At 65.7% G+C, this 21256-nt stretch carries 23 protein-coding genes and 1 riboswitch; of the genes, 3 read left to right on the top strand and 20 right to left on the bottom strand.

The genetic code is table 11. The features are described 5' to 3' along the window. Positions 1-59: 59 nt before the first annotated feature. The 20 genes from hisA to HDG34_RS30715 form a co-directional block, all read right to left on the bottom strand. A complete protein-coding gene (gene hisA / locus HDG34_RS30810; RefSeq protein WP_090802089.1) occupies positions 60-812 on the bottom strand; it encodes a 1-(5-phosphoribosyl)-5-[(5-phosphoribosylamino)methylideneamino]imidazole-4-carboxamide isomerase in 753 nt (250 codons plus the stop codon). Between the two features lie 181 nt (positions 813-993). Further along, complete coding sequence (gene hisH / locus HDG34_RS30805) at positions 994-1635, bottom strand: imidazole glycerol phosphate synthase subunit HisH (protein WP_184065578.1); 642 nt, start codon at positions 1633-1635, stop codon at positions 994-996. A gap of 161 nt (positions 1636-1796) precedes the next feature. Next, a complete protein-coding gene (hisB, locus tag HDG34_RS30800; RefSeq protein WP_013090696.1) occupies positions 1797-2384 on the bottom strand; it encodes an imidazoleglycerol-phosphate dehydratase HisB in 588 nt (195 codons plus the stop codon). 115 nt (positions 2385-2499) lie between these two features. Then, positions 2500-3570 carry a histidinol-phosphate transaminase gene (gene hisC / locus HDG34_RS30795; RefSeq protein ID WP_184065575.1) on the bottom strand — a complete coding sequence of 357 codons (1071 nt, stop codon included), beginning with the start codon at positions 3568-3570 and terminating at the stop codon, positions 2500-2502. A 253-nt stretch (positions 3571-3823) separates the two neighbouring features. Next, positions 3824-5158: a histidinol dehydrogenase gene (gene hisD / locus HDG34_RS30790; RefSeq protein ID WP_184065572.1), complete on the bottom strand. Its 1335-nt coding sequence runs from the start codon at positions 5156-5158 to the stop codon at positions 3824-3826. 58 nt (positions 5159-5216) lie between these two features. Continuing rightward, positions 5217-5918: an ATP phosphoribosyltransferase gene (gene hisG / locus HDG34_RS30785; RefSeq protein WP_090802096.1), complete on the bottom strand. Its 702-nt coding sequence runs from the start codon at positions 5916-5918 to the stop codon at positions 5217-5219. Then, the gene (gene murA, locus HDG34_RS30780) at positions 5915-7177 is read right to left on the bottom strand and encodes a UDP-N-acetylglucosamine 1-carboxyvinyltransferase (RefSeq protein WP_090802097.1); all 1263 of its coding nucleotides are present in this window, start codon (positions 7175-7177) and stop codon (positions 5915-5917) included. Before murA ends, hisG begins: the two co-directional genes overlap by 4 nt. Positions 7178-7288: 111 nt before the next feature. Beyond that, positions 7289-7528 (bottom strand): BolA family protein, encoded by a 240-nt coding sequence (locus HDG34_RS30775; protein ID WP_008918725.1) that lies wholly within the window; start codon positions 7526-7528, stop codon positions 7289-7291. A 15-nt stretch (positions 7529-7543) separates the two neighbouring features. Next, on the bottom strand, positions 7544-8308 hold the full coding sequence (locus HDG34_RS30770) for an ABC transporter permease (protein WP_184052306.1): 765 nt from the start codon (positions 8306-8308) through the stop codon (positions 7544-7546). After that, positions 8305-9237 (bottom strand): ABC transporter ATP-binding protein, encoded by a 933-nt coding sequence (locus HDG34_RS30765; protein WP_090802100.1) that lies wholly within the window; start codon positions 9235-9237, stop codon positions 8305-8307. The genes HDG34_RS30770 and HDG34_RS30765 overlap by 4 nt, the downstream gene beginning before the upstream one ends. A gap of 191 nt (positions 9238-9428) precedes the next feature. Beyond that, entirely contained in the window at positions 9429-9749 is a 321-nt protein-coding gene (locus HDG34_RS30760; RefSeq protein WP_184065569.1) for an STAS domain-containing protein, read from the bottom strand. Beyond that, positions 9746-10378: a phospholipid-binding protein MlaC gene (locus HDG34_RS30755; RefSeq protein WP_184065566.1), complete on the bottom strand. Its 633-nt coding sequence runs from the start codon at positions 10376-10378 to the stop codon at positions 9746-9748. Before HDG34_RS30755 ends, HDG34_RS30760 begins: the two co-directional genes overlap by 4 nt. A gap of 114 nt (positions 10379-10492) precedes the next feature. Further along, positions 10493-11473, bottom strand: a complete 981-nt coding sequence (locus tag HDG34_RS30750; RefSeq protein ID WP_184065563.1) for a VacJ family lipoprotein — start codon at positions 11471-11473, stop codon at positions 10493-10495. A gap of 19 nt (positions 11474-11492) precedes the next feature. Further along, positions 11493-12023: an outer membrane lipid asymmetry maintenance protein MlaD gene (gene mlaD / locus HDG34_RS30745; protein WP_187612918.1), complete on the bottom strand. Its 531-nt coding sequence runs from the start codon at positions 12021-12023 to the stop codon at positions 11493-11495. A 90-nt stretch (positions 12024-12113) separates the two neighbouring features. Further along, entirely contained in the window at positions 12114-12881 is a 768-nt protein-coding gene (gene mlaE / locus HDG34_RS30740; protein WP_018420057.1) for a lipid asymmetry maintenance ABC transporter permease subunit MlaE, read from the bottom strand. Beyond that, on the bottom strand, positions 12878-13702 hold the full coding sequence (locus HDG34_RS30735; RefSeq protein WP_018420056.1) for an ABC transporter ATP-binding protein: 825 nt from the start codon (positions 13700-13702) through the stop codon (positions 12878-12880). Before HDG34_RS30735 ends, mlaE begins: the two co-directional genes overlap by 4 nt. A gap of 91 nt (positions 13703-13793) precedes the next feature. Continuing rightward, the gene (thiE, locus tag HDG34_RS30730; protein WP_184065558.1) at positions 13794-14897 is read right to left on the bottom strand and encodes a thiamine phosphate synthase; all 1104 of its coding nucleotides are present in this window, start codon (positions 14895-14897) and stop codon (positions 13794-13796) included. After that, complete coding sequence (locus HDG34_RS30725; protein WP_184052290.1) at positions 14894-15709, bottom strand: thiazole synthase; 816 nt, start codon at positions 15707-15709, stop codon at positions 14894-14896. The genes thiE and HDG34_RS30725 overlap by 4 nt, the downstream gene beginning before the upstream one ends. A 107-nt stretch (positions 15710-15816) precedes the next feature. Beyond that, positions 15817-16014: a sulfur carrier protein ThiS gene (gene thiS / locus HDG34_RS30720; RefSeq protein ID WP_026225709.1), complete on the bottom strand. Its 198-nt coding sequence runs from the start codon at positions 16012-16014 to the stop codon at positions 15817-15819. Between the two features lie 59 nt (positions 16015-16073). Beyond that, on the bottom strand, positions 16074-17210 hold the full coding sequence (locus HDG34_RS30715) for an FAD-dependent oxidoreductase (RefSeq protein ID WP_184065555.1): 1137 nt from the start codon (positions 17208-17210) through the stop codon (positions 16074-16076). 221 nt (positions 17211-17431) lie between these two features. Beyond that, positions 17432-17555: riboswitch (TPP riboswitch) on the bottom strand. 431 nt (positions 17556-17986) lie between these two features. On the opposite strand from HDG34_RS30715, the gene HDG34_RS30710 reads away from it, so the two are divergent. The 3 genes from HDG34_RS30710 (at position 17987) to HDG34_RS30700 (ending at position 21217) form a co-directional block, all read left to right on the top strand. Continuing rightward, a complete protein-coding gene (locus HDG34_RS30710; RefSeq protein WP_184065552.1) occupies positions 17987-19738 on the top strand; it encodes an ABC transporter ATP-binding protein/permease in 1752 nt (583 codons plus the stop codon). After that, positions 19735-20538, top strand: coding sequence for an SDR family NAD(P)-dependent oxidoreductase (locus HDG34_RS30705; RefSeq protein ID WP_090802109.1), 804 nt, complete (start codon positions 19735-19737; stop codon positions 20536-20538). Before HDG34_RS30710 ends, HDG34_RS30705 begins: the two co-directional genes overlap by 4 nt. A gap of 205 nt (positions 20539-20743) precedes the next feature. After that, positions 20744-21217, top strand: a complete 474-nt coding sequence (locus tag HDG34_RS30700) for a hypothetical protein (protein ID WP_184065549.1) — start codon at positions 20744-20746, stop codon at positions 21215-21217. Positions 21218-21256: the final 39 nt, after the last annotated feature.

The following is a 21256-nucleotide window of genomic DNA, read 5'->3' as shown; positions in this document are numbered from 1 at the left end:
GGTGAGCGCAACGCCGGCGGCGTGCGCAACCTGCCCAGCACGTGCGGCCGACGCCGTGCTTAAGCGTCGTCGGCTTCGCGCAGCTTGTCCGCGAGCGTCTGCGCGGCCGCGAAGTCGAGGTCGCCCGAATAGATCGCGCGACCGCAGATTACGCCCTCGATGCCCTCGCCTTCGACTTCGCACAGCGATTCGATGTCCGCGAGGTTCGACAGGCCGCCGCTCGCGATCACCGGAATCTTGACCGCGCGCGCAAGGCGCACCGTCGCTTCGATGTTGATGCCTTGCAGCATGCCGTCACGGCCGATGTCGGTGTAGATGATCGACTCGCAGCCGTAGTCCTCGAACTTGCGCGCGAGGTCGGCCACTTCGTGACCAGTCAGCTTGCTCCAGCCGTCGGTGGCGACCTTGCCGTCTTTCGCGTCGAGGCCGACGATGATGTGACCGCCGAACGCGGTGCACGCGTCCTGCAGAAAGCCGGGGTTCTTCACCGCGGCCGTGCCGATGATCACGTACGACAAACCGTCGTCCAGATAGCGCTCGATCGTGTTCAGGTCGCGGATGCCACCGCCCAACTGAACCGGAATCGCGCCGCCCACTTCATCGATGATCGCCCGGATTGCATCGCCGTTCTTCGGCTTGCCGGCGAACGCGCCATTCAGATCGACGAGATGCAGACGACGCGCGCCGCGGTCGACCCAATGTCGGGCCATTGCCGCCGGTTCCTCGGAGAAAATCGTCGCCTGGTCCATATCGCCCTGTTTGAGGCGTACACACTGACCGTCTTTCAGGTCGATGGCGGGAATCAGCAGCATAGCAATCGGGTGTTATCTGGGAGTGGATTGAAGGTCGGCGGCAGCGGCTGGCGAGTCAGCCCGCCGCAATACCGTCTCGCTAGTTTAGTACAACTCGTTCGGCGCTCCAGTGGGGCGCCGGTCGGATGCGGGACCGCGGCACCGCGCCACGCGCGCGCGGCAACGGGATGAAAAAAGGCGTTCACGGGTTCCAGTGCACGAAGTTGCGATACACGCGCAAACCCGCCTCGGCGCTCTTTTCAGGGTGGAATTGGGTGGCAAAGATGTTATCCCGCGCTACCGCCGAGGTAAAGGGCACGCCGTAGACCGTTTCGCCCGACGTATGCGCCGGGTTGTCCGGAACCACGTAGTAGCTGTGCACGAAGTAGAAGAACGCGTTGTCGGCGACACCGTCCCACAGCGGATGCGGCTGCGCCTGACGCACGCGGTTCCAGCCCATCTGCGGGACCTTGAAGCGCGAGCCGTCGTCCTGCACCTGGCCTTCGAGCTCGAAGCGCACCGCCTTGCCGGGCAACAGACCCAGACCCGGCGTGTTGCCCTCGGCGCTCCAGTCGAACAGCATCTGCTCGCCGACGCACACGCCCATCAGCGGCTTGCTGCGCGACGCCTCGACGACCGCTTCCTGCAAACCGGACGCGCCGAGACTGCGCATGCAGTCGGGCATCGCACCCTGGCCCGGCAGCACCACGCGGTCGGCCGAGCGGATCGCTTCCGGACGATCGACGATCGCCACCTCCGCTTCCGGCGCCGCTTTACGCAGTGCCTGGGCAACCGAGCGCAGGTTGCCCATTCCGTAATCCACAATCGCTATCGAAGTTTTCATTTCAAGTTTGGCCGCTCTGCCCTCGATCCATCGATGCCGCCGCGCGGCGTCAAACGACGTGCCGGCAAATGCGGTCCTGCCCGATGAATCGCCTGAAGGTGAGTGGCCTGAAGACGTTGGAGGCGGTGAAACCCGTGTTAAGGCCTGCTACGGCCGTTACGTTAGAGGCTGCCCTTGGTCGACGGAATCTGTCCGGCCGCGCGCTCGTCGAGTTCGACGGCCATGCGCAGCGCACGCCCGAATGCCTTGAACACCGTTTCGAGCTGATGGTGCGCGTTGATGCCACGCAGGTTGTCGATGTGCAGCGTCACGCCGGCATGGTTCACGAAGCCGCGGAAGAATTCGATCGACAGGTCGACGTCGAACGTGCCGATGCGCGCGCGCGTGAACGGCACGTGAAATTCGAGGCCCGGACGGCCGGAAAAATCGATCACGACGCGCGACAGCGCTTCGTCGAGCGGCACGTAGGAATGGCCGTAGCGGCGGATGCCCTTGCGATCGCCGATCGCCTTCGCGACGGCCTGGCCGAGCGTGATGCCGGTGTCTTCGACCGTGTGATGGTCGTCGATATGCAGGTCGCCATGCGCTTCGATCTCGAGGTCGAACAACCCGTGGCGGGCGATCTGGTCGAGCATGTGGTCCAGGAACGGCACACCGGTGGCCAGCTTCTGCTGGCCGGTGCCGTCCAGGTTGATCTTCACACGGATCTGCGTTTCGCTGGTGTTGCGAACGACTTCCGCAAGGCGCATGGCAATTCCTCGAATCTGGCTTAAAAGCGCTAGTAATGTGGGATGGACAAACTGGCGGGCTGCTCAGTGCAGCCGTTCAACGCAGCGGCTCAGTGCCGCCGCTCGATGCGGCGGGTTACCGCAACACGAGTTTCAGGCCGGCGAGCAACTGGGCGTTCTCGTTCGGCGAACCGACGGTCAAACGCACGCAATTGGCCAGCAATGGATGCATTTTACTCACGTTTTTGATCAGAATCCGCGCCGTTAGCAGGGTTTCGAACAATACCGACGCATCGGGCACCCGCACGAGCAGGAAGTTGCCCGCGCTAGTGAACACTTCGGCGCCCGGCAGCGCGGCCACCGCCTGCGCGAGTTTCTCGCGTTCGTCGCGCAATTGCGCGGCCTGCGCATCGAGCACGCCGATGTGGTCGAGCAGGAAATCAGCGGCGGCCTGCGTCAGCACGTTGGTGTTGTACGGCGGGCGGACCTTGTCGAACTCGGTCAGCCACGCGGGCTTGCCGACCAGGTAACCGAGGCGAATGCCGGCGAGGCCCAGCTTCGACACCGTGCGCATCACGACGACGTTGTCGAACTGGTCGGCGCGCGGCAGCCAGCTCTTCTGCGCGAACGGCTGATACGCCTCGTCGATCACGACGAGGCTCTTGCCCGCCGCGGCGATGATGCGCTCGATTTCGGCGTCATCGAACAGCGTGCCGGTCGGGTTGTTCGGATACGCGAGATAGATGATCGCCGGTTCATGCTCGGCGATCGCCGCGAGCATCGCGTCGGTATCGAGCGTGAAGTCGGCTTTGAGCGGCACGCCGACGAATTCGAGATTCGCCAGCTTCGCCGACATCTGATACATGACGAAGCCCGGCACCGGCGCGAGCACCTTCGCGCCCGGCTTCGCGCACGCGACCGACATGATGCTGATGATTTCATCCGAGCCATTGCCGAGCAGCACGTCGCACCCCGCCGGCACGCCCATCACGTGACGAATGCGCTCGATCAACTGCTCGGGGCGCGGCGCCGGATAACGGTTCAACGCGACGCCGGCCAGACGCTCGCCGAGATGCGCGGCAAGTTCCGGCGGCAGCGGAAACGGGTTTTCCATCGCGTCGAGCTTGATGAAGCCGGTGGCGTCGGGAACCGGATAGCTCGTCATTGCGAGCACGTCGCTGCGGATGATGTCTTGAGGTGTCGTCATAGGTTCGGGGGCCGGGCCGTGCGAAAGACGCCGGGTCGGCGTCGTCAGTGCTCGGCGTGGGGCGCTCGGGTTGGTCTCTTTCGTCGTTATTGAATGGGGCGGGTGGGCTCGAGCCGTCGCTCGAGCGGGTGGAGGAAGCCGGAAAACATGGAAGCCGGTCGATGCGGCGGCGGTTGCCGCCCTCGCCGCTTCTCCTGCTCCCGCTTACGCCTGCTTGAGTTCCGCCGCGCGCCAGCGCGATCAGCGCTCCGCCTCAGCCGCGTTCGTTGTTGTTCTGCCGCATCCGGTATTCGGCGCTGCGTGCGTGCGCTTGCAGACCTTCGCCGTATGCCAGTTCCGCGGCAATCTCGCCGAGCGTCTGCGCACCTTCCGCGCTGACCTCGATCAGGCTCGAACGCTTGAAGAAATCATAGACGCCGAGCGGCGACGAAAACCGTGCGGTACGCGACGTCGGCAGCACATGATTCGGGCCCGCGCAGTAGTCGCCGAGGCTCTCGCTCGTGTAACGGCCAAGGAAGATCGCGCCTGCGTGACGGATCTGTTGCGCCCACTGATGCGGCTCCAGCGCCGAAATTTCAAGGTGCTCCGGCGCGATGTCGTTGGCGATCGCGCAGGCCTCGGCCATGTCGCGCACCTTGATCAGCGCGCCGCGGTTTTCGAGCGACGTGCGGATCACTTCGCGGCGCGGCAGGGTGGGCAGCAGTTCGTCGATCGCTTCCTGCACGCGCGCGATGAACGCGTCGTTGGGGCACAGCAGGATCGATTGCGCGAGCTCGTCGTGCTCGGCTTGCGAAAACAGGTCCATCGCGACCCAGCGCGGGTCGGTCGTGCCGTCGCACAACACGAGGATTTCCGACGGCCCGGCGATCATGTCGATGCCGACCGTGCCGAACACGCGACGCTTCGCCGACGCGACGTACGCGTTGCCGGGGCCGCAGATCTTGTCGACCGCGGGCACAGTCTGCGTGCCGTACGCGAGTGCAGCTACCGCCTGCGCGCCGCCGATCGTGAACACGCGATCGACGCCACCCAGCAGAGCCGCCGCGAGCACGAGCGGATTCTTCACGCCTTCCGGCGTCGGCACGACCATCACGATTTCGCGCACGCCGGCCACCCGCGCCGGTATCGCGTTCATCAGCACCGACGACGGATACGCGGCCTTGCCACCCGGCACGTAGATCCCCGCGCGATCGAGCGGCGTGACCTTCTGGCCGAGCACGGTGCCGTCCGCTTCGGTGTACTGCCAGCTATGGCTGCCGCACTCGATCTTCTGCTTCTCGTGATAGCCGCGCACGCGTGCCGCCGCCGCTTCGAGCGACGCGCGCCGCTTCGGCTCGAGACTTTCGAGCGCCGCCTCGAGTTCGGCCATCGGCAGTTCGAGCTCGGCCACGCTTTTCGCATCGACGCGATCGAAGCGATTCGTGTACTCGAGCACCGCCTCGTCGCCGCGCGCCTTCACGTCGTTCAGAATCTGCGCGACCGCGCGCTCGATGGCTTCGTCTTCGCTAGCCTCGAACGCGAGCACCGCATGCAGCGACTTGTGGAAGTCGCGAGCGGTGGAATCGAGTTTGCGAATCTTGGTAGACATACAGGTATCCGTTTCGGTAAGGCGCGCTATCAGTGCAACGTCACATTGCCATCGTCAGTCAGGCCGCCGGGGCGGCGGTTTTCGACGAAGCATTGGCAAACGCGTCGAGAATCGGCCGCAACGCGGCGCGTTTGAGCTTCAGCGCTGCCTGGTTCACGACGAGACGCGACGAAATCTGCATGATCTCTTCCACCTCGACCAGATTGTTCGCGCGCAGCGTATTGCCCGAGCTGACCAGGTCGACGATCGCGTCGGCGAGACCAACCAGCGGAGCGAGTTCCATCGAACCGTACAGCTTGATCAGATCGACGTGAACGCCCTTGGCGGCAAAATGCTCACGAGCGGTTTCAACATACTTGGTCGCGACCCGCAGACGCGCGCCCTGGCGCACCGCGTTCGCATAATCGAAACCGGCCGCGACCGCGACCGACATGCGGCAACGCGCGATGTCCAGATCCACCGGCTGATACAGGCCGCTGCCGCCATGCTCGAGCAGCACGTCCTTGCCGGCCACGCCGAAGTCGGCCGCGCCGTACTCGACATAGGTCGGCACGTCGGTCGCGCGCACGACGATCACGCGCAGGTTCGGGTCGGTGGTCGGCAGAATCAGCTTGCGCGAGCTCTCCGGATCTTCCGCTACCTCGATGCCGGCCGCCGCGAGCAGCGGCAGCGTTTCCTCGAAGATACGCCCTTTCGACAACGCGAGCGTGAGCGGCGCGCTGACCGCCGGCGACGACGACGTTTGCGGCATCGAACTCATGCCCCGCTCCCGGAAACCCGGCGCACCTTCGCGCCGATCGCATTGAGCTTCGCTTCCATGCGGTCGTAGCCGCGATCGAGGTGATAGATGCGGTCGATCAGCGTCTCGCCCTCGGCGCGCAGCGCGGCGATCACAAGACTCGCGGACGCGCGCAGATCGGTGGCCATCACCTTCGCGCCGGACAGTTTTTCGACGCCGGTTACGAGCGCGGTGTTGCCGTCGATCGTGATGCTCGCGCCGAGACGGTTCAGCTCCTGGACGTGCATGAAACGGTTTTCGAAGATCGTCTCCACGACTTGCGACGTACCGTCGGCGATCGTGTTGAGTGCCATGAACTGCGCCTGCATGTCGGTCGGAAACGCCGGGTATTCGGAGGTGCGGAACGTGACCGCGCTCGGGCGCTTGTCCATGCGCACGCGCATCCAGTCGTCGCCTTCCTCGACCGTGACGCCCGCTTCGCGCAGCTTTTCCGTGACGGCTTCGAGCAGCAGCGGACGCATCTTGCGCAGCATGACGTCGCCGCCGGCCGTCGCGACCGCGCACAGGAAAGTGCCCGCTTCGATGCGGTCCGGAATCACCGTGTGCTTCGCACCGTGCAGCTTGTCGACGCCATGGATCACCAGACGGTCGGTGCCGATGCCTTCGATCTTCGCGCCCATCGCGACGAGCAGACGCGCGAGGTCGACCACTTCGGGTTCGCGCGCTGCGTTCTCGATGACCGTCTCGCCTTCGGCGAGCACCGCCGCCATCAGCAGGTTCTCGGTACCGGTCACGGTGATCATGTCGGTGACGATGCGCGCGCCCTTCAGACGCTTCGCGCGCGCTTCGATGAAGCCGTGCTCGATCGTGATCTCGGCGCCCATCGCCTGCAGACCCTTGATGTGCTGATCGACCGGACGCGCGCCGATCGCGCAGCCGCCCGGCAGCGACACGCGCGCATGACCGAAGCGCGCGACGAGCGGACCGAGCACGAGGATCGACGCGCGCATCGTCTTCACCATTTCGTACGGCGCGACGAGGTTGTCGACCTTCGACGCGTCGAGCGCGACGCGCCCTTCGCCGGCTTCGATACGCACGCCCATCTGGCCGAGCAGCTTGAGCATCGTGCGCACGTCCTGCAGATCGGGCACGTTCTCCAGATGCACCGGATCGGCGCTCAGCAGAGCCGCGCACAGGATCGGCAATGCCGCGTTTTTCGCACCCGAGACGACAACTTCACCGGAGAGCGGGTAGCCACCTTCAATGATGAGTTTATCCATGCCTGTCGGTTCCTGATCGGCCCGGTTCGCGTCCGGACCTGCTTTGTCTGTGTTCGGCGCGCCGCTAGCGGTGTCGCGCCCTTCCTGAGTAATTCGCACTAAGTTTCCAGATTACGCGTTCTGCCATTCGGCGGGCGTCAGCGTCTTCATGCTGAGCGCGTGGATTTCTTCGCGCATGCGGTCGCCGAGCGCCGCATACACGAGTTGGTGACGCTGGATCAGGCGCTTGCCTTCGAAGTTCGGCGAGACGATCGTCGCAAAGAAATGCTGACCGTCGCCTTCGACTTCGAGATGCTCGCACGCGAGTCCAGCTGCAATGTACTGTTTGACCTGTTCGGGAGTCGGCAACATGAGAGAAGCTCCTCGTCAGTGGCGCAGCTTGTAGCCGGTAGCGAGCATGCGCATCGCCACGGCGGCCAGCACCACGAAGAAACCGGCGACGATCGCGAGGCTCACCAGCGGGTCGATATCCGACACGCCGAAAAAACCATAGCGAAAGCCGTCGATCATGTAGAAAAACGGATTGAGCCGCGATACTTCGCGCCATACGGGCGGCAGCGTATGCGTCGAGTAGAACACGCCCGACAGGAACGTGAGCGGCATGATCAAAAAGTTCTGGAACGCGGCGAGCTGGTCGAACTTCTCGGCCCAAATGCCGGCGATCAGACCCAGCGTGCCGAGAATCGCCGAGCCGAACATCGCGAACACGATGATATAGAGCGGCGCGGTGAAGGCGAGCGGCACGAACCAGATCGTCACGATGAACACGCCGAAGCCGACACACAGCCCGCGCGCCACGGCCGCGAGCACGTAGGCCGCGAACATCTCGTGGTGCGACAGCGGCGGCAGCAGCACGAACACGAGGTTGCCGGTGATCTTCGATTGAATCAGCGACGAAGAACTATTCGCGAACGCGTTCTGCAGCACGCTCATCATCACGAGGCCCGGAATCAGGAAGCTCGTGTATTCGACGCCCGGATAGACCTGCACGTGGCCGCGCAGCGCGTGGCCGAAGATGGTCAGGTAAAGCAGCGCGGTGATGACCGGCGCGAGCACGGTCTGGAAAGACACCTTCCAGAAGCGCAGCAGTTCTTTGTAAAACAGCGTGCTAAATCCACTGTACCCGCTCATGCAAGCCCCTCGATCACTTCTGGACCGTTCATCACCTGAACGAATACGTCTTCGAGGTCGGCCTTGCGGACCTCGATTTCTTCGAATGTACAACCGGCCGCGCGGCACTGCGCGAGGATGCGCTCGACGTCGTCGTAGCTCGTCAGGCGCAGCAGATGCTGGCGGCCATTGCCGTTGCCGGCGCCGCTTTCCGCCTCGAGCGGACGCAGCTCGGCGGGCAGCACGCCCTGCGCGAAGCGCACGAACAGTTGCATGCCGGCGAAACGCTGCAGCAGTGTGCTGGTGCGATCGAGCGCAACGACCTCGCCACGGCGCAGCATCGCGATGCGGTCGCACAACGATTCGGCTTCTTCCAGATAGTGCGTGGTCAGCACGATCGTGTGGCCTTCGCGATTCAGGCGCGAGATGAACTTCCACAGCGTCTGGCGCAACTCGACGTCGACACCCGCGGTCGGCTCGTCGAGCACGATCACCGGCGGGCGGTGCACGAGCGCCTGCGCGACCAGCACGCGGCGCTTCATGCCGCCCGACAGCGCGCGCATGTTGGCATCGGCCTTTTCGGTGAGATCGAGATTGGCCATGATCTCGTCGATCCACGCGTCGTTGTTGCGCAGCCCGTAGTAGCCGGACTGGATGCGCAAGGTTTCGCGCACCGTGAAGAACGGATCGAACACGAGCTCCTGCGGCACCACGCCGAGCGCGCGGCGCGCGTTGCGGAAATCGTCGACCACGTCGTGACCGCGCACCGCGATGCTGCCTTCGTCGGCGCGCGCGAGACCCGCGAGTATGCTGATGAGCGTCGTCTTGCCCGCGCCGTTCGGACCGAGCAGTCCGAAGAACTCGCCTTCTTCGACCGTGAGGCTGACGCCCTTGAGCGCCTGCAAGTCCTTGTAGCGCTTCTTGACGTTACGAATTTCTATGGCTGACATGACTATGGGCCGCGTGCGTCGCGGCGCCTGAAGTAGCCCCAATGGAGCTTGGGGACGCGCAAATGCTGGAAGTAACGGGAACCGGGGCCGATTAGGGGGCCAGTTCGACGCCCCAAAAAAACGTTTGATTATAGGGCAAAAACTGACACCCCCGGCCTGGCCGGAAAGGGGGAGACGACGCTAGAGGAGCGTCAATGTCGCGCTGACGCAACCATGCTGGAGGCGCCAGAAGAGAGAAGTGTATCGACGCCGTAGGCCTGCGCGAGACTGGCGAGCCCAGCCGGCAGATTGACGATTTCGAACTTGCCGCCGCGCGCCGCCGCGGCCCGCACCCACGCGAGCAGGACGGCGAGCGCCGACGAATCGAATTGCGTGAGCGGCGCGCAATCGACGCCGCCCGCACCCGCCGCGATGCGTTGCAGACCCGCTGCGAGCGCGGCCTTCGCGCTCTCGTGGGTCAGCGTCGTGCCGCTGTCGAAGCGGTTCGCCACCGGGTTCAGCACGTCGCTCACGACTGCTTGCCCGCGGCGAGTTGCTGATTGCGCTGCGTGAGGAACTGGATCAGTCCGTCCACGCCCTTCTGCTGGATCTGCTCGTTGAACTGCTGCTGATACGCCTGGATCAGCCACGCGCCGAGCACGTTGATGTCATACACGCGCCAGCCCTGTGCCGTCTTGTACAGGCGGTAGTCGAGTTCGATCGGCTGGCCGTTGTTCATCACGACCGAGCGCACCACCGTGTCGGTGTCGTCCGGGTTCATGCGGAACGGCTTGTACTGGATCTGCTGGTCGCGCACCTGCGCGAGCGCGCCCGCGTACGTGCGGATCAGCAGCATCTTGAACTGCTCGACCACCTGGTTCTGCTGTTCGGGCGTCGCGGTGCGCCAGTTACGGCCCATCGCGAGCTGGGTGGTGCGGCGGAAATCGGTGTACGGCAGGATCTTTTCGTTGACGAGCGCCGTAATGCGCGTGATGTCGCCCTGCTGGATCGACTTGTCGCCGCGAATCGCGTCCATCACCTGCTGGGTGACGGTCTTGATCAGCGCGTCGGGCGCGCTGGTGTCGACGGTTTGCGCCGATGCGCCCGCGCTGATGAACGAAAACAAGGCGGCAAACAACGGAATCAGGAAGATTTTTTTCATATCGAGCTTTGCCTCAAAAATAGTGCAACAGGTTGAACCGACCTTATCACGCGAGTTCGACGGCAATCCATGCGCAAACTGCGAGAGTCGTATCGATCTGTTACGGCTGCACGTTCAATGCAATCTTAAGGACGGGAAGTTGAAGTGCGTGGGCGGCACCAACTGACCGGCCGGAATTTGCGTTTCCGGGCCGCCTTTCAGGTCGAGAGGCGGTGTTTGGGCGCCCGACGCGGCCTCCGGTGCCGACGCGCCTTGCGGCGTGCCCACGGCCGCGCCGGATGCGGGAGCCGGCTTGGCCGGCGCACCTGCCGCGCCCGTCTCGCCTTCGTCGTACTTCGGCAGCGGCGCTTCCTCGTCGTAGCTCGGCAGTTCCTGCGGAAGCCGGCGGTTATCCGACAACAGATACTGCCGGCGCTGCAGATACGCGTTACGCACGAACGAGTATTTGTCGAGTGCCGCGCCTTCCAGCAGGTTGCTCGCTCCGAGCAGGTTCGCGCGCGTGTTGACGATGTTCAGGCCATACAGCGCCCAGCTCAGGCCCGGCGGGTCGACGTAGCTGATCGGGTTCACGTAGTAGTTGCCGAGCGAGCCGACCGCATCGCGCACCGTGCTCGGCCCGAACAGCGGCAGCACCAGATAGGGGCCCGCCGGCACGCCGTAGTGGCCGAGCGTCAGACCGAGGTCGTTGTCGTGCTTCGGGAGCTTCGCGAGCGTCGCGACGTCGAACAGGCCGCCGACGCCGAACAACGTGTTGATCACGATCCGCATGATGTCGGACACGCCGTCGGCGATGCGCAGCTGCAGCAGGTTGTTCGCCGCAATATAGACGTCGCCGATGTTCGAGAAAAAGTTCGTCACGCTGTCGCGAACCGGCTGCGGCGTGACCCAAACGTAGCCCTGCGCAACCGGCTTCAGCGCGTACTGGTCGATCTTGTCGTTGACGGTGAAGATCGTACGGTTCAGCCCTTCGAACGGGTCGCCCTTGGTAGGCGTCTGCACGGTCGTGCAACCGGCGAGCAGCGCAGCCGCCACGGCGACCTTGCCGAACTGTAGGACGCGCGCGCCGCTGCGCGCGGTCTGCAGTGTCGTCTGCATCTAATTCTCCTTGTTGGCCTTACTGGCCGGCAGCGCCGGAGGCCGGCGCGCCCGGCGCCGGTGCAGGGGCGGATGCGGCGGGCTTCGCCGCGCCGGAATCCGCGGCCTTGCTATACAGGAACTGGCCGATCAGGTTTTCCAGCACGATCGCCGATTGCGTCATCGAGATCGTATCGCCGGCCTTCAGCATTTCCGAGTCGCCCCCCGGCTCGAGCCCGATGTACTGCTCGCCGAGCAGACCCGAGGTCAGGATCTTCGCCGAAGTGTCCCTCGGAAACTGATATTGCTTGTCGATATCGATCGTGACGAGCGCCTGGTAGGTGTTGCTGTCGAAGCCGATCGACGCGACCCGGCCGACCGTCACGCCGGCGCTCTTCACCGGCGCGCGTGGCTTCAGCCCGCCGATGTTGTCGAACTTCAGCTTGACCGGGTAGGTTGCCTGGAACGACAACGAGCTCATATTGCCGGCCTTCAGCGCAAGAAACAGCAACGCCACGAAACCCAGCACCACGAACAGGCCGACCCAGAAGTCGAGAACATTCTTTTTCATCGTCATCCCAAAGTGAATCCGCCGCGCCGCGACCACCTCCGCCGTGCGCGGCGCATCATGCACCGCCGGCAGCCGGCATGCTGCGCGGTCTTAGCTGAACATTAGTGCGGTCAGCAGGAAATCGAGCCCGAGCACCGCGAGCGACGCGTACACGACCGTGCGGGTCGTCGCGCGCGACACGCCTTCCGGCGTCGGCTTCGCCTCGTAGCCCTGAAACAGCGCGACGAAGGTCACCGCGAGGCCGAACACCACACTCTTGACGACCCCGGCGCCGACATCGCGCCACACGTCGACGCCGCTTTGCATCTGCGACCAGAACGCGCCGGCATCGACGCCGATCAGCAGCACGCCCACCACGTAACCGCCCAGAACGCCGACCGCGCTGAAGATCGCGGCGAGGATCGGCATCGACACGATGCCGGCCCACAGGCGCGGCGCGATCACGACCTTGACCGGATCGACGGCCATCATTTCCATCGCGGTGAGCTGCTCGCCCGCCTTCATCAGGCCGATTTCGGCGGTCAGCGACGTGCCCGCGCGCCCGGCAAACAGCAGCGCGGTCACGACCGGCCCGAGTTCGCGCACGAGCGACAGCGCGACCAGCAACCCGAGCGCCTGCTCGGAGCCGTAACGGTTCAGCGTGTAATAGCCCTGCAGCCCGAGCACGAAGCCGACGAACAGCCCCGACACCGCGATGATCACGAGCGAATAATTACCGACAAAGTGGATCTGCTTCGTGACAAGACGCGGGCGGCGCAGCAGCGGGAAAAACTCGAGCACGAGCCGCAGGAAGAAGCGCGTCGCGTAGCCGGCGGTGCCGAGCCCGGTGATGACCGAGCGACCGATCGTACTGATCATGACTGGCCTCCGCCGATGCCGAAGTCCGCCGCGAGCGGCGTCTGCGCCGGATAGTGGAATCTGAACGGGCCGTCCGGCGCGCCGTCGATGAACTGCCGCACGGTCGGATCGGTCGACGCGCGCAGTTCGTCGGGCGTGCCCTCGGCAAGCACACCGCCGTTGGACAGGAAGTACACGTAGTCGGCGATCGCGAATGATTCCGGCACGTCGTGCGTGACGAGAATCGACGTGGCGCCGAGCGCCCGGTTCAGCGTGCGGATCAGGTTCGCGGTGATGCCGAGCGAGATTGGGTCGAGACCGGCGAACGGCTCGTCGTACATCATCAGTTCGGGGTCGAGCGCGATTGCGCGCGCGAGCGCCACGCGCCGCGCCATGCCGCCGGAAATCTCGGACGGCAGCAGGTCACGCGCGCCGCGCAGACCGACCGCGTTGAGCTTCATCAGCACGAGGTCGCGCAGCAGTTCTTCGGGGAGATCGGTATGCTCGCGAAGCGAGAAGGCGACGTTTTCGAACACCGACATGTCGGTGAACAGCGCGCCGAACTGGAACAGCATGCCCATCTTGCGGCGCAGCGCGTAAAGGCCTTCGCGCGTCTGCTCGCCGATGTCCTCGCCATGGAACAGCACCTGGCCGCGCTGGGCGCGCACGAGGCCGCCGATCAGCCGCAGCACCGTGGTCTTGCCGCAACCCGAGCCGCCCATGACCGCGACGACCTGACCGCGACGAAAGCGCAGATTCAGATTCGACAGGACGAGCCGGTCGCCGTAACCGAAGTCGACGTCGCGCAGCTCGAGTAAGGTCTCGGGATAGGAAGGCACCAAACTGACAATCCTTTTACAGGGAAGGCCGAATTATAGGGCCATCGTGCAAAAGCTGCCGTGAGGTGCCCCGTTCCTTGACTATGCCTGACGATTATTGCGTAAACGTGTGTTGCAGTGCAGAAACGGCGGCGGCCGGGTCGGCCGCTTCCGTCACCGCGCGCACCACGGCCGCGCAGCCGACACCGGTCGCGAGCACGTCCGGCAGCACCTGCAGATCGATCCCGCCGATCGCGACGAGCGGCACCACGCCGTCGAGCAGCCGCACATAGCGTGCGAGGCGGCGCAAGCCCTGCGGCGCGGTCGGCATGACCTTGGTCGTGGTCGGGAACACGGCGCCCAATGCAATGTAGCTCGGCCGGAAATGCAGCGCCTTCAGCATCTCGTAGAAGCCATGAGTGGACAGGCCCAGGCGGATGCCCGCGTCGGCCAGCGCGGACAGATCCGCGGTATGCACGTCTTCCTGGCCGAGGTGCACGCCGTATGCGCCCGCCTCGAGCGCCGCCAGCCAGTGATCGTTGATGAACACCTGCGCGTCGTGCGCGCGGCCGGCCGCCACGCAGCGCGCGATTTCGCGCTTCAGCTCGTCGGCGGGTTCGGCCGACTTGCGGCGCAACTGCACCGTCTTCACGCCGAAGCCGACCACCCGTTCGACCCAGTCCGCGGTCGGCAACACCGGATACAGGCCGAGCCTTGCCGGGCAGCGCGGGAACGCCTTGGCGGGTGCCGCCGGCAGGTCGGTAAGGCGCGGAAAGCGAGCGAGGTCGGCCGGGAAAGCATCGTCGGCGCGGGTCTCGTCGCCATCGCGCCACGCGAGCGCGAGCACCAGCGCGTCGTGCGGATCGAAACCGCAGTCGAGGAACGCGGCAAGCGCGGGAATCCAGTCTTCCGCCAGATGGCCTTCGAGGCCGTACTTCTCGCCGCCCAGATGCAGCGTCGCGCGGTTTTCCGCGGCGACGATCACGCCCGCACCCCGCGTCAGCCAGCGCGCGATTTGCTCGCCGTGCTGCTGTGCGTCGGCGGTTACGATCAGGTCGCCACCGTTCGGTTCGTCGGGTGCGATCAGGCAGATGCGCCACGGCGCGTGCGTCGGCGGCCAGTCGCCGAGACGTGCGCGGATGCGCTCGGCGGCTTCGATGAGTTCGTCGGCCGTCGGCCAGAACAGATCGCGGTCCTTCAGCGTCAACGACTGAGTCATGCGGCACCTCCATCCTGATGCCAGAACGGCATGCCGATCACCGGCGTGCTCGCGTGCGCGCTCTCGCGCTCGGCCATCGGGCCCGCGAGATACGCTTGCCGACCCGCCTCGACGCCCAGCGCGAACGCGCGCGCCATCGCGTCGGGGTGCGTCGCCTGCGACACGGCCGTGTTCAGCAGCACGCCGTCGAAGCCCCACTCCATCACCTGGGCCGCATGCGACGGCACGCCGAGCCCGGCGTCGACGATCAGCGGCACGTCCGGCAGCCGCTCGCGCAACACGCGCAGCCCGTATGGATTGATCACGCCCTTGCCGGTGCCGATCGGCGCGCCCCACGGCATCAGCGCCTCGCAGCCGGCGTCGAGCAGACGGCGGCCGATCACCAGATCTTCGGTGCAGTACGGCAGCACCTTGAAGCCATCCTTGACGAGCCGCGCGGCGGCTTCGATCAGGCCGACCGGGTCGGGCTGCAGTGTGTAGTCGTCGCCGATCAGTTCGAGCTTGATCCACTCGGTCTCGAAGATTTCGCGCGCCATGTGCGCGGTCGTCACCGCTTCACCGACGCTCAGGCAACCCGCCGTGTTCGGCAAGAGCGGCACGCCATGGCGCTTGAGCAGATCGAAGAAGCCGGCTTCGGCGTGGCCCTCGTTCATCTGACGGCGCAGCGCGACCGTCACCATGCCGGGGCGCGCGGCGTCGATCGAATCGGACAGCGATTGCAGCGACGGATAGCGCGATGTGCCGAGCAGCACGCGGCTTGCAAAAGTTTGACCGTATAGCGTCAGCGCGTCGGCGGTCTCGTGAGAAGTCATTTGCATCATCCTGGTTTGCCCTCGCGGCTAGAACCGACCGCGTTGCGGCAATGGGTTTTCGGCGACGGTTGTTGCGTTCGGTAAGCGAGAGGCTGGCGCGGTCGCGCTCAGCCGCCCGCGACCGGCTGCACGACGTCGAGCCGGTCGCCCGTTTGCAACGCGCGCGCCGCATGCTGCGCACGCGCGACGAAATCGCCGTTGAGCGCGACCGCGAACGGCGGACGCGCGCCAAAGGCGGCGAGCGCATCGGCGACAGTCGCGCCCTCGGGCAGCGACAACGGCTTCTGATTGATGTGAATGTCCATGGTGTTCGAATACGGTTCAATCGATGGCGCAAGCGGCATCGCGCGCGGCACGTTGGCCGCTACGCTCGGGCCGGCTCGCGCGCGAAATGCTGCTGGAACAGCTCGCTCCAGCGTGAGTCGCGCCGCCAGCCGGCGAATGCGTCGGCATCACCGACGCGGCCGTCGAGCAGCGCGCTCGCGAAGCGCACGGCTTCGTCGGCGACTTCGGGCGCGATCATGTAGCCGTGCCGGTACAGGCCGTTCACGCGCAGCGTGCGCGCGCCGTCCCACAGCAGCGCGGGGCGATGATCGGGCAAGGTCGGCCGGCACTGCGAATTCAGCTCGAGAATGCGCGCCTCGCCGAAGCCCGGGTGCACCGAAAACGCCGCGCTCAGCAACTCGAGCGCCGAACGCACGCTGACGGGCGACATGTCCTCGCCCTCCACCTCGGTCGCGCCGATCACGTAGAGGCCGTTCTGCTTCGGCGCGATATACAGCGGGTAACGCGGATGCAGTAGCCGCACCGGGCGCGTCAGCTGCAGGTGAGGCGCATGCACGCGCGCAACTTCGCCGCGGATGCCGCGCAGCGTCGGCAGCACCGGCTTCGCGCCGAGCCCGCGGCAATCGATGGTGATGCCGGCCTCGGGCAGCGACGCGTCGTCGATCGGCGTGTTCCAGTGCGTGTCGACGCCGCGCTCGGCAAGCCCGGCCGCGAGCGCGGACAGCACCTGGCGGTTGTCGAGCTGGCCTTCTCGCGGCAGCAGCCAGCCTTGGCTGAAGCGGCCGGCCAACGCGGGTTCGGCGGCGCCGAGCTGCGCGCCCGCCAACGCGACGAAGCCGCCGTCGAGCAACTCGGCCGGCGCGTTCGCACGCACGCGCCGCTCGAATAGCGGCGCCTCGGTGCGATCCGCGTGATGCCAGACGACGAGCGTGCCGTTGCGCTGGAAAAACACCGGCTCCGGCAGTTCGGCAAGCACGCGCGGCCAGCTTTCGAGCGAACTCGCGCCAAGCCGGGTGATCAGCGGCTCGGCGCTCGCGGCCTCTGCCAGCGGCGCGAGCATCGCGGCGGCGACCCACGCGGCAGCCTGCGAACCGGCGGCATCGCCGCGCTCGTAGAGCGCCACGCGATGCCCGTCGCCAGCGAGGCGCCACGCGACCAGGCGGCCGCACAGGCCGCCGCCGAGCACGGCGAAATCGGGTCGGGCGGGACGGTTCATCGCGCGCGCTCCGTTCGACTGCGGTGGGCAAAACCAAAACGGCACGGCTCGCCCGAGGCGGCGTGACGAAGGGAAAAATGCATGTCTGAAGAATAGGCGGTCATCGAGTCCTTTCCGTACGGCCAAAAACGCACGTACCCAGGACGAAACCGGCGGGTGAAGCCGGCCGGTCACGACGTGCACATGTGAGCTGCGCTCGCCGCCCGGCGGGGAATGGAAGACGGTTGCTTCCGGAAACTTCCCGCGCCGGTATTACCCGGATCGGGTGCAAAGGGTCTCTCTCAGCCTCGCCGCCACGGCATGAAAGTCATGCCGCCTGTGGGCGAAGCACCCCTGTTTCGTCGCAGGTCATTAGACCATAAAAGGCGCGGCGCCCGCAAACCAGCGCTCCACGGTCGCCACCCCAATTTTGATCTGGCACCGTCTATCGAGATGCCGGTGCGAAGCGGCCCGGCGCTCTGGCACAATGCCGTGACCGGTGCCGCAAAAACGCGGCGCGCGCGACGCTCGTGGCCGCATGCGTGGCGGCGGCACCGCAGCGGATGCCGGCCCCGAAAATTAATTTTCGCTTAAGGGCGTCACGCCAGAATCGGGCGCCCGTCCGGACTCGCGTTCATCGAGCGTGATGGCGCGATGCCCGGCCAGGTATCGCAGACCCGCGGCAGCCACGCCCTCGCAAAGGCGCCTGCTGTTCGCGGGATCGCCCGACATGGGTCAACCAGATCGGACCCGTACGCCGGAATGGCACTTCGGGTCAGCACTTCATCAGGATGCTCATGACACCACATACTTCCGCCAGCCCCGCGCTGCCGCCCGACGAAAAGGTCTCCGCGTGGACCCTGATCAAGCCCTACTGGGTTTCCGAGGAACGAGGCATCGCGTGGGGGCTGCTCGTCACGATCATCGTGATGAACCTGCTCGTCGTCTGGATCAACGTGCGCCTGAATAGCTGGAGCAGGGACTTCTACAACGCGCTGCAGGCGAAGAACGTCCACGACTTCCCGCACCTGCTGATGATCTTTACCGGACTCGCGTTCGGTTTCATCATCCTCGCCGTGTATGGACGCTATCTGCGCCAGATGCTCGGCTTCCGCTGGCGCCAGTGGCTGACCACCCGCTACCTGAACGAGTGGCTCGACGACAGCGCGTTCTACCGCATCGAGCGCGACCGTCTCGCCGACAACCCCGACCAGCGGATCAGCGACGACCTGCAGTCGTTCGCGACCACCACGCTGTCGCTAACGCTCGATCTGCTGTCGACCGTCGTCACGCTCGTGTCGTTCATCACGATCCTGTGGTCGCTCGCGGGCGCGTTGAGCATCTCGCTCGGCGGCATGCCGCTGCAGATCCCCGGCTACATGGTGTGGGCCGCGGCGCTGTATGCGGTGGGCGGCTCGCTCGTCACGCAGAAGGTCGGCCATCCGCTCGTGTCGATCAACTATCAGGCGCAGAAAGTCGAGGCCGATTTCCGTTTCGGCTTGATCCGGCTGCGTGAGAACGCCGAGCAGATCGCGTTCTACAACGGCATGGAAACCGAGAAGACGAACGCGCGCACGCTGTTCGGCCGCATCCGCGACAACTGGTGGCAGGTGATGAAGTACACGAAGCGCCTGACCTTCGTGCTGAGCTTCTACGGCCAGATCGCGATCATTTTCCCGATCGTCGTCGCCTCGCCGCGCTACTTCGCGGGCGCGTTCACGTTCGGCGTGCTGATGCAGATTTCGAGCGCGTTCGGCACGGTCAGCGATTCGTTCTCGTGGTTCATCAACAGTTATACGAGCCTCGTCGAATGGCGCGCGACCGTGAACCGGTTGCGCGAATTCAAGCGCGTCGTGCATTCGCCGCGTCTGAAGGAATCGGTGTCGCCGGCCACGGAACATGGCGGCATCAATCTGCATTTCGTCGACAGCAACACGCTTACCACCGACAGCCTCCAGCTCGCCCTGCCCAATGGCAACCCACTGTCGCGCATCCGCGATATCGCGATCCGGCCGGGCTCGCGCTGGCTCGTGCGCGGTCCGTCGGGCGCCGGCAAGAGCACGCTGATGCGCGCGCTCGCGGGCCTGTGGCCGTTCGGCGACGGCTCGATCGACGCACCGGTCAACGCGCGCATGATGTTCATCCCGCAGATCAGCTACATGCCGATCGGCACGCTGAAGGCGGCGCTCGCGTATCCGTCGGCGGCGGACACCTATGGCGACGACGAATGCCGCGACGCGCTCATCACCTGCCATCTGTCGGAATACGCGGACCGTCTGCAGGAAACGGCGCACTGGACTCGCGTGCTGTCGCCGGGTGAGCAGCAGCGCTTCGCCGCCGCGCGCGTGCTGCTGCACAAGCCGGACTACCTGTTCCTCGACGAAGCGACCAGCGCGCTCGACGCGGAAAACGAGGCGCGGCTCTATCGGCTGTTCACCGAGCGGTTGCCGAAGGCTGCGATCGTCAGCGTCGCGCATCGCGAATCGCTCGCAGCGTTCCATGACGAAACGCTCGACGTCGAGCGTTCTGTCGAAGCGGTAGCGGCGTGAGCGACGCGAGCGGCGCTCACGTCAGCGAAGCGCACGGCACCGCCGCTCGCGTCGTGCTGATCACCGGCGCCGGTTCCGGCATCGGCGCGGCGCTCGCACGGCGCCTCGCGGCGCCGCATACGTCGTTGATGCTGCACGCGCGCGGCGCAGACGACGCCTCCCGTCGACGGCTCGTGCAGGTTGCCGCCGACTGCACGGCAAGCGGCGCACGCTGCGCGACCGTGTTCGGCGACCTCGCCGAGCGCGGCGCGGCGGAGCACGTGATCCATCAGACGCTCGCGAGCTTCGGCGCACTCGATCAACTGGTCGCGAACGCCGGCCATGCGCAGCGCCAAACGCTGGCCGCGCTCGATCCCGACACCTTCGGCGCCGCCTTCGCCGCGATGCCAGCCGCCTTCGCCGCGCTCGTGCGGCGCGCGATGCCCGCGCTCGAAACATCGAAGCGCGGTCGCGTGGTCGCCTTGAGTTCGTTCGTCGCGCATCGCTATCGCGCGGATGCGCCATTCGCCGCGACGGCGGCCGCGAAAGCGGCACTCGAAGCGCTTGCGAAAACGGCGGCCGCGGAGCTCGCGCCGCTCGGCGTGACCGTCAATTGCGTGGCGCCGGGCTACACGCGCAAGGATCGCGGCCCAAGCGCCGACAACGCGGCCGTGTGGGCGCACGCCGCCGAAGCCACGCCGCTCGGTCATGTTGCCGAACCGGACGACGTCGCCGCGCTGATCGCATTCCTGCTGTCCGACGCGGCACGCCACATCACCGGCCAGGTGATTCACATCGATGGCGGCTTGACGCTCGGTTAAGCCTCGCCTGCGCGCCGGCACCTCCGGGCGCAACATCCGGAAAGACACGAGAAGAGTTCGAAAGCATTTGCGGAGCGCGCAAGCTGTTCCGCGCTTTGAAAATGCCGGCGAGCAGCGACGATAGTCGTACGGGCCGCGCCATGCGCCGGCCGTCGTTGATGTCAGTCACGTCTTTCATCGCAACCGCTCTTCGGACTCCTCGCCCATGTCATTCGCTCGCCGTGTTTCACCTTTGCTCCCGTCTTTGCTCCCGCGCATCGCGCTCACCTGCGGCGCGGCGCTGCTGCTCACGAACGCCGTCGATGCCGCGCAAACGACCGAGCCGAACCAACCCGCCGATATCTGCGCGGCGCTCACGCACATCGTCGATGCGAGCGATTTCCGGCGACTGCCAAACGAGACCGCCGCGCAACTGCCGGGCGTCTCCAATACGGACGATTGCCGCGCCAGCCCGCACGCGTACGACTGCCACTGGCGCGCGCACTGGCAAGCCGACGGCGTCATCAACGATCCGCTCGAAGAACTCGGCGCCGACATCGCCGCCTGCTTTCCGCGCGTCGTGCATGACGTCAACACACCGGTGCGCCAGCATTTCGTCGTGACCACCGACGCCCGTCGCGTGAACGTCACCGCGAGCGTGCAAGGTCAGAACGAACTGCGACTGCGCGTGACGCGCTGAGCGCGCGGCCGTCGCTGCTTTTGATGCTCCATCGCATTT

Source organism: Paraburkholderia sp. HC6.4b (assembly GCF_014200875.1).
Lineage (GTDB): Bacteria > Pseudomonadota > Gammaproteobacteria > Burkholderiales > Burkholderiaceae > Paraburkholderia > Paraburkholderia tuberum.
Note: the sequence above shows the minus strand (reverse complement) of the source record. Positions and strands in the feature narration are given on the sequence as shown.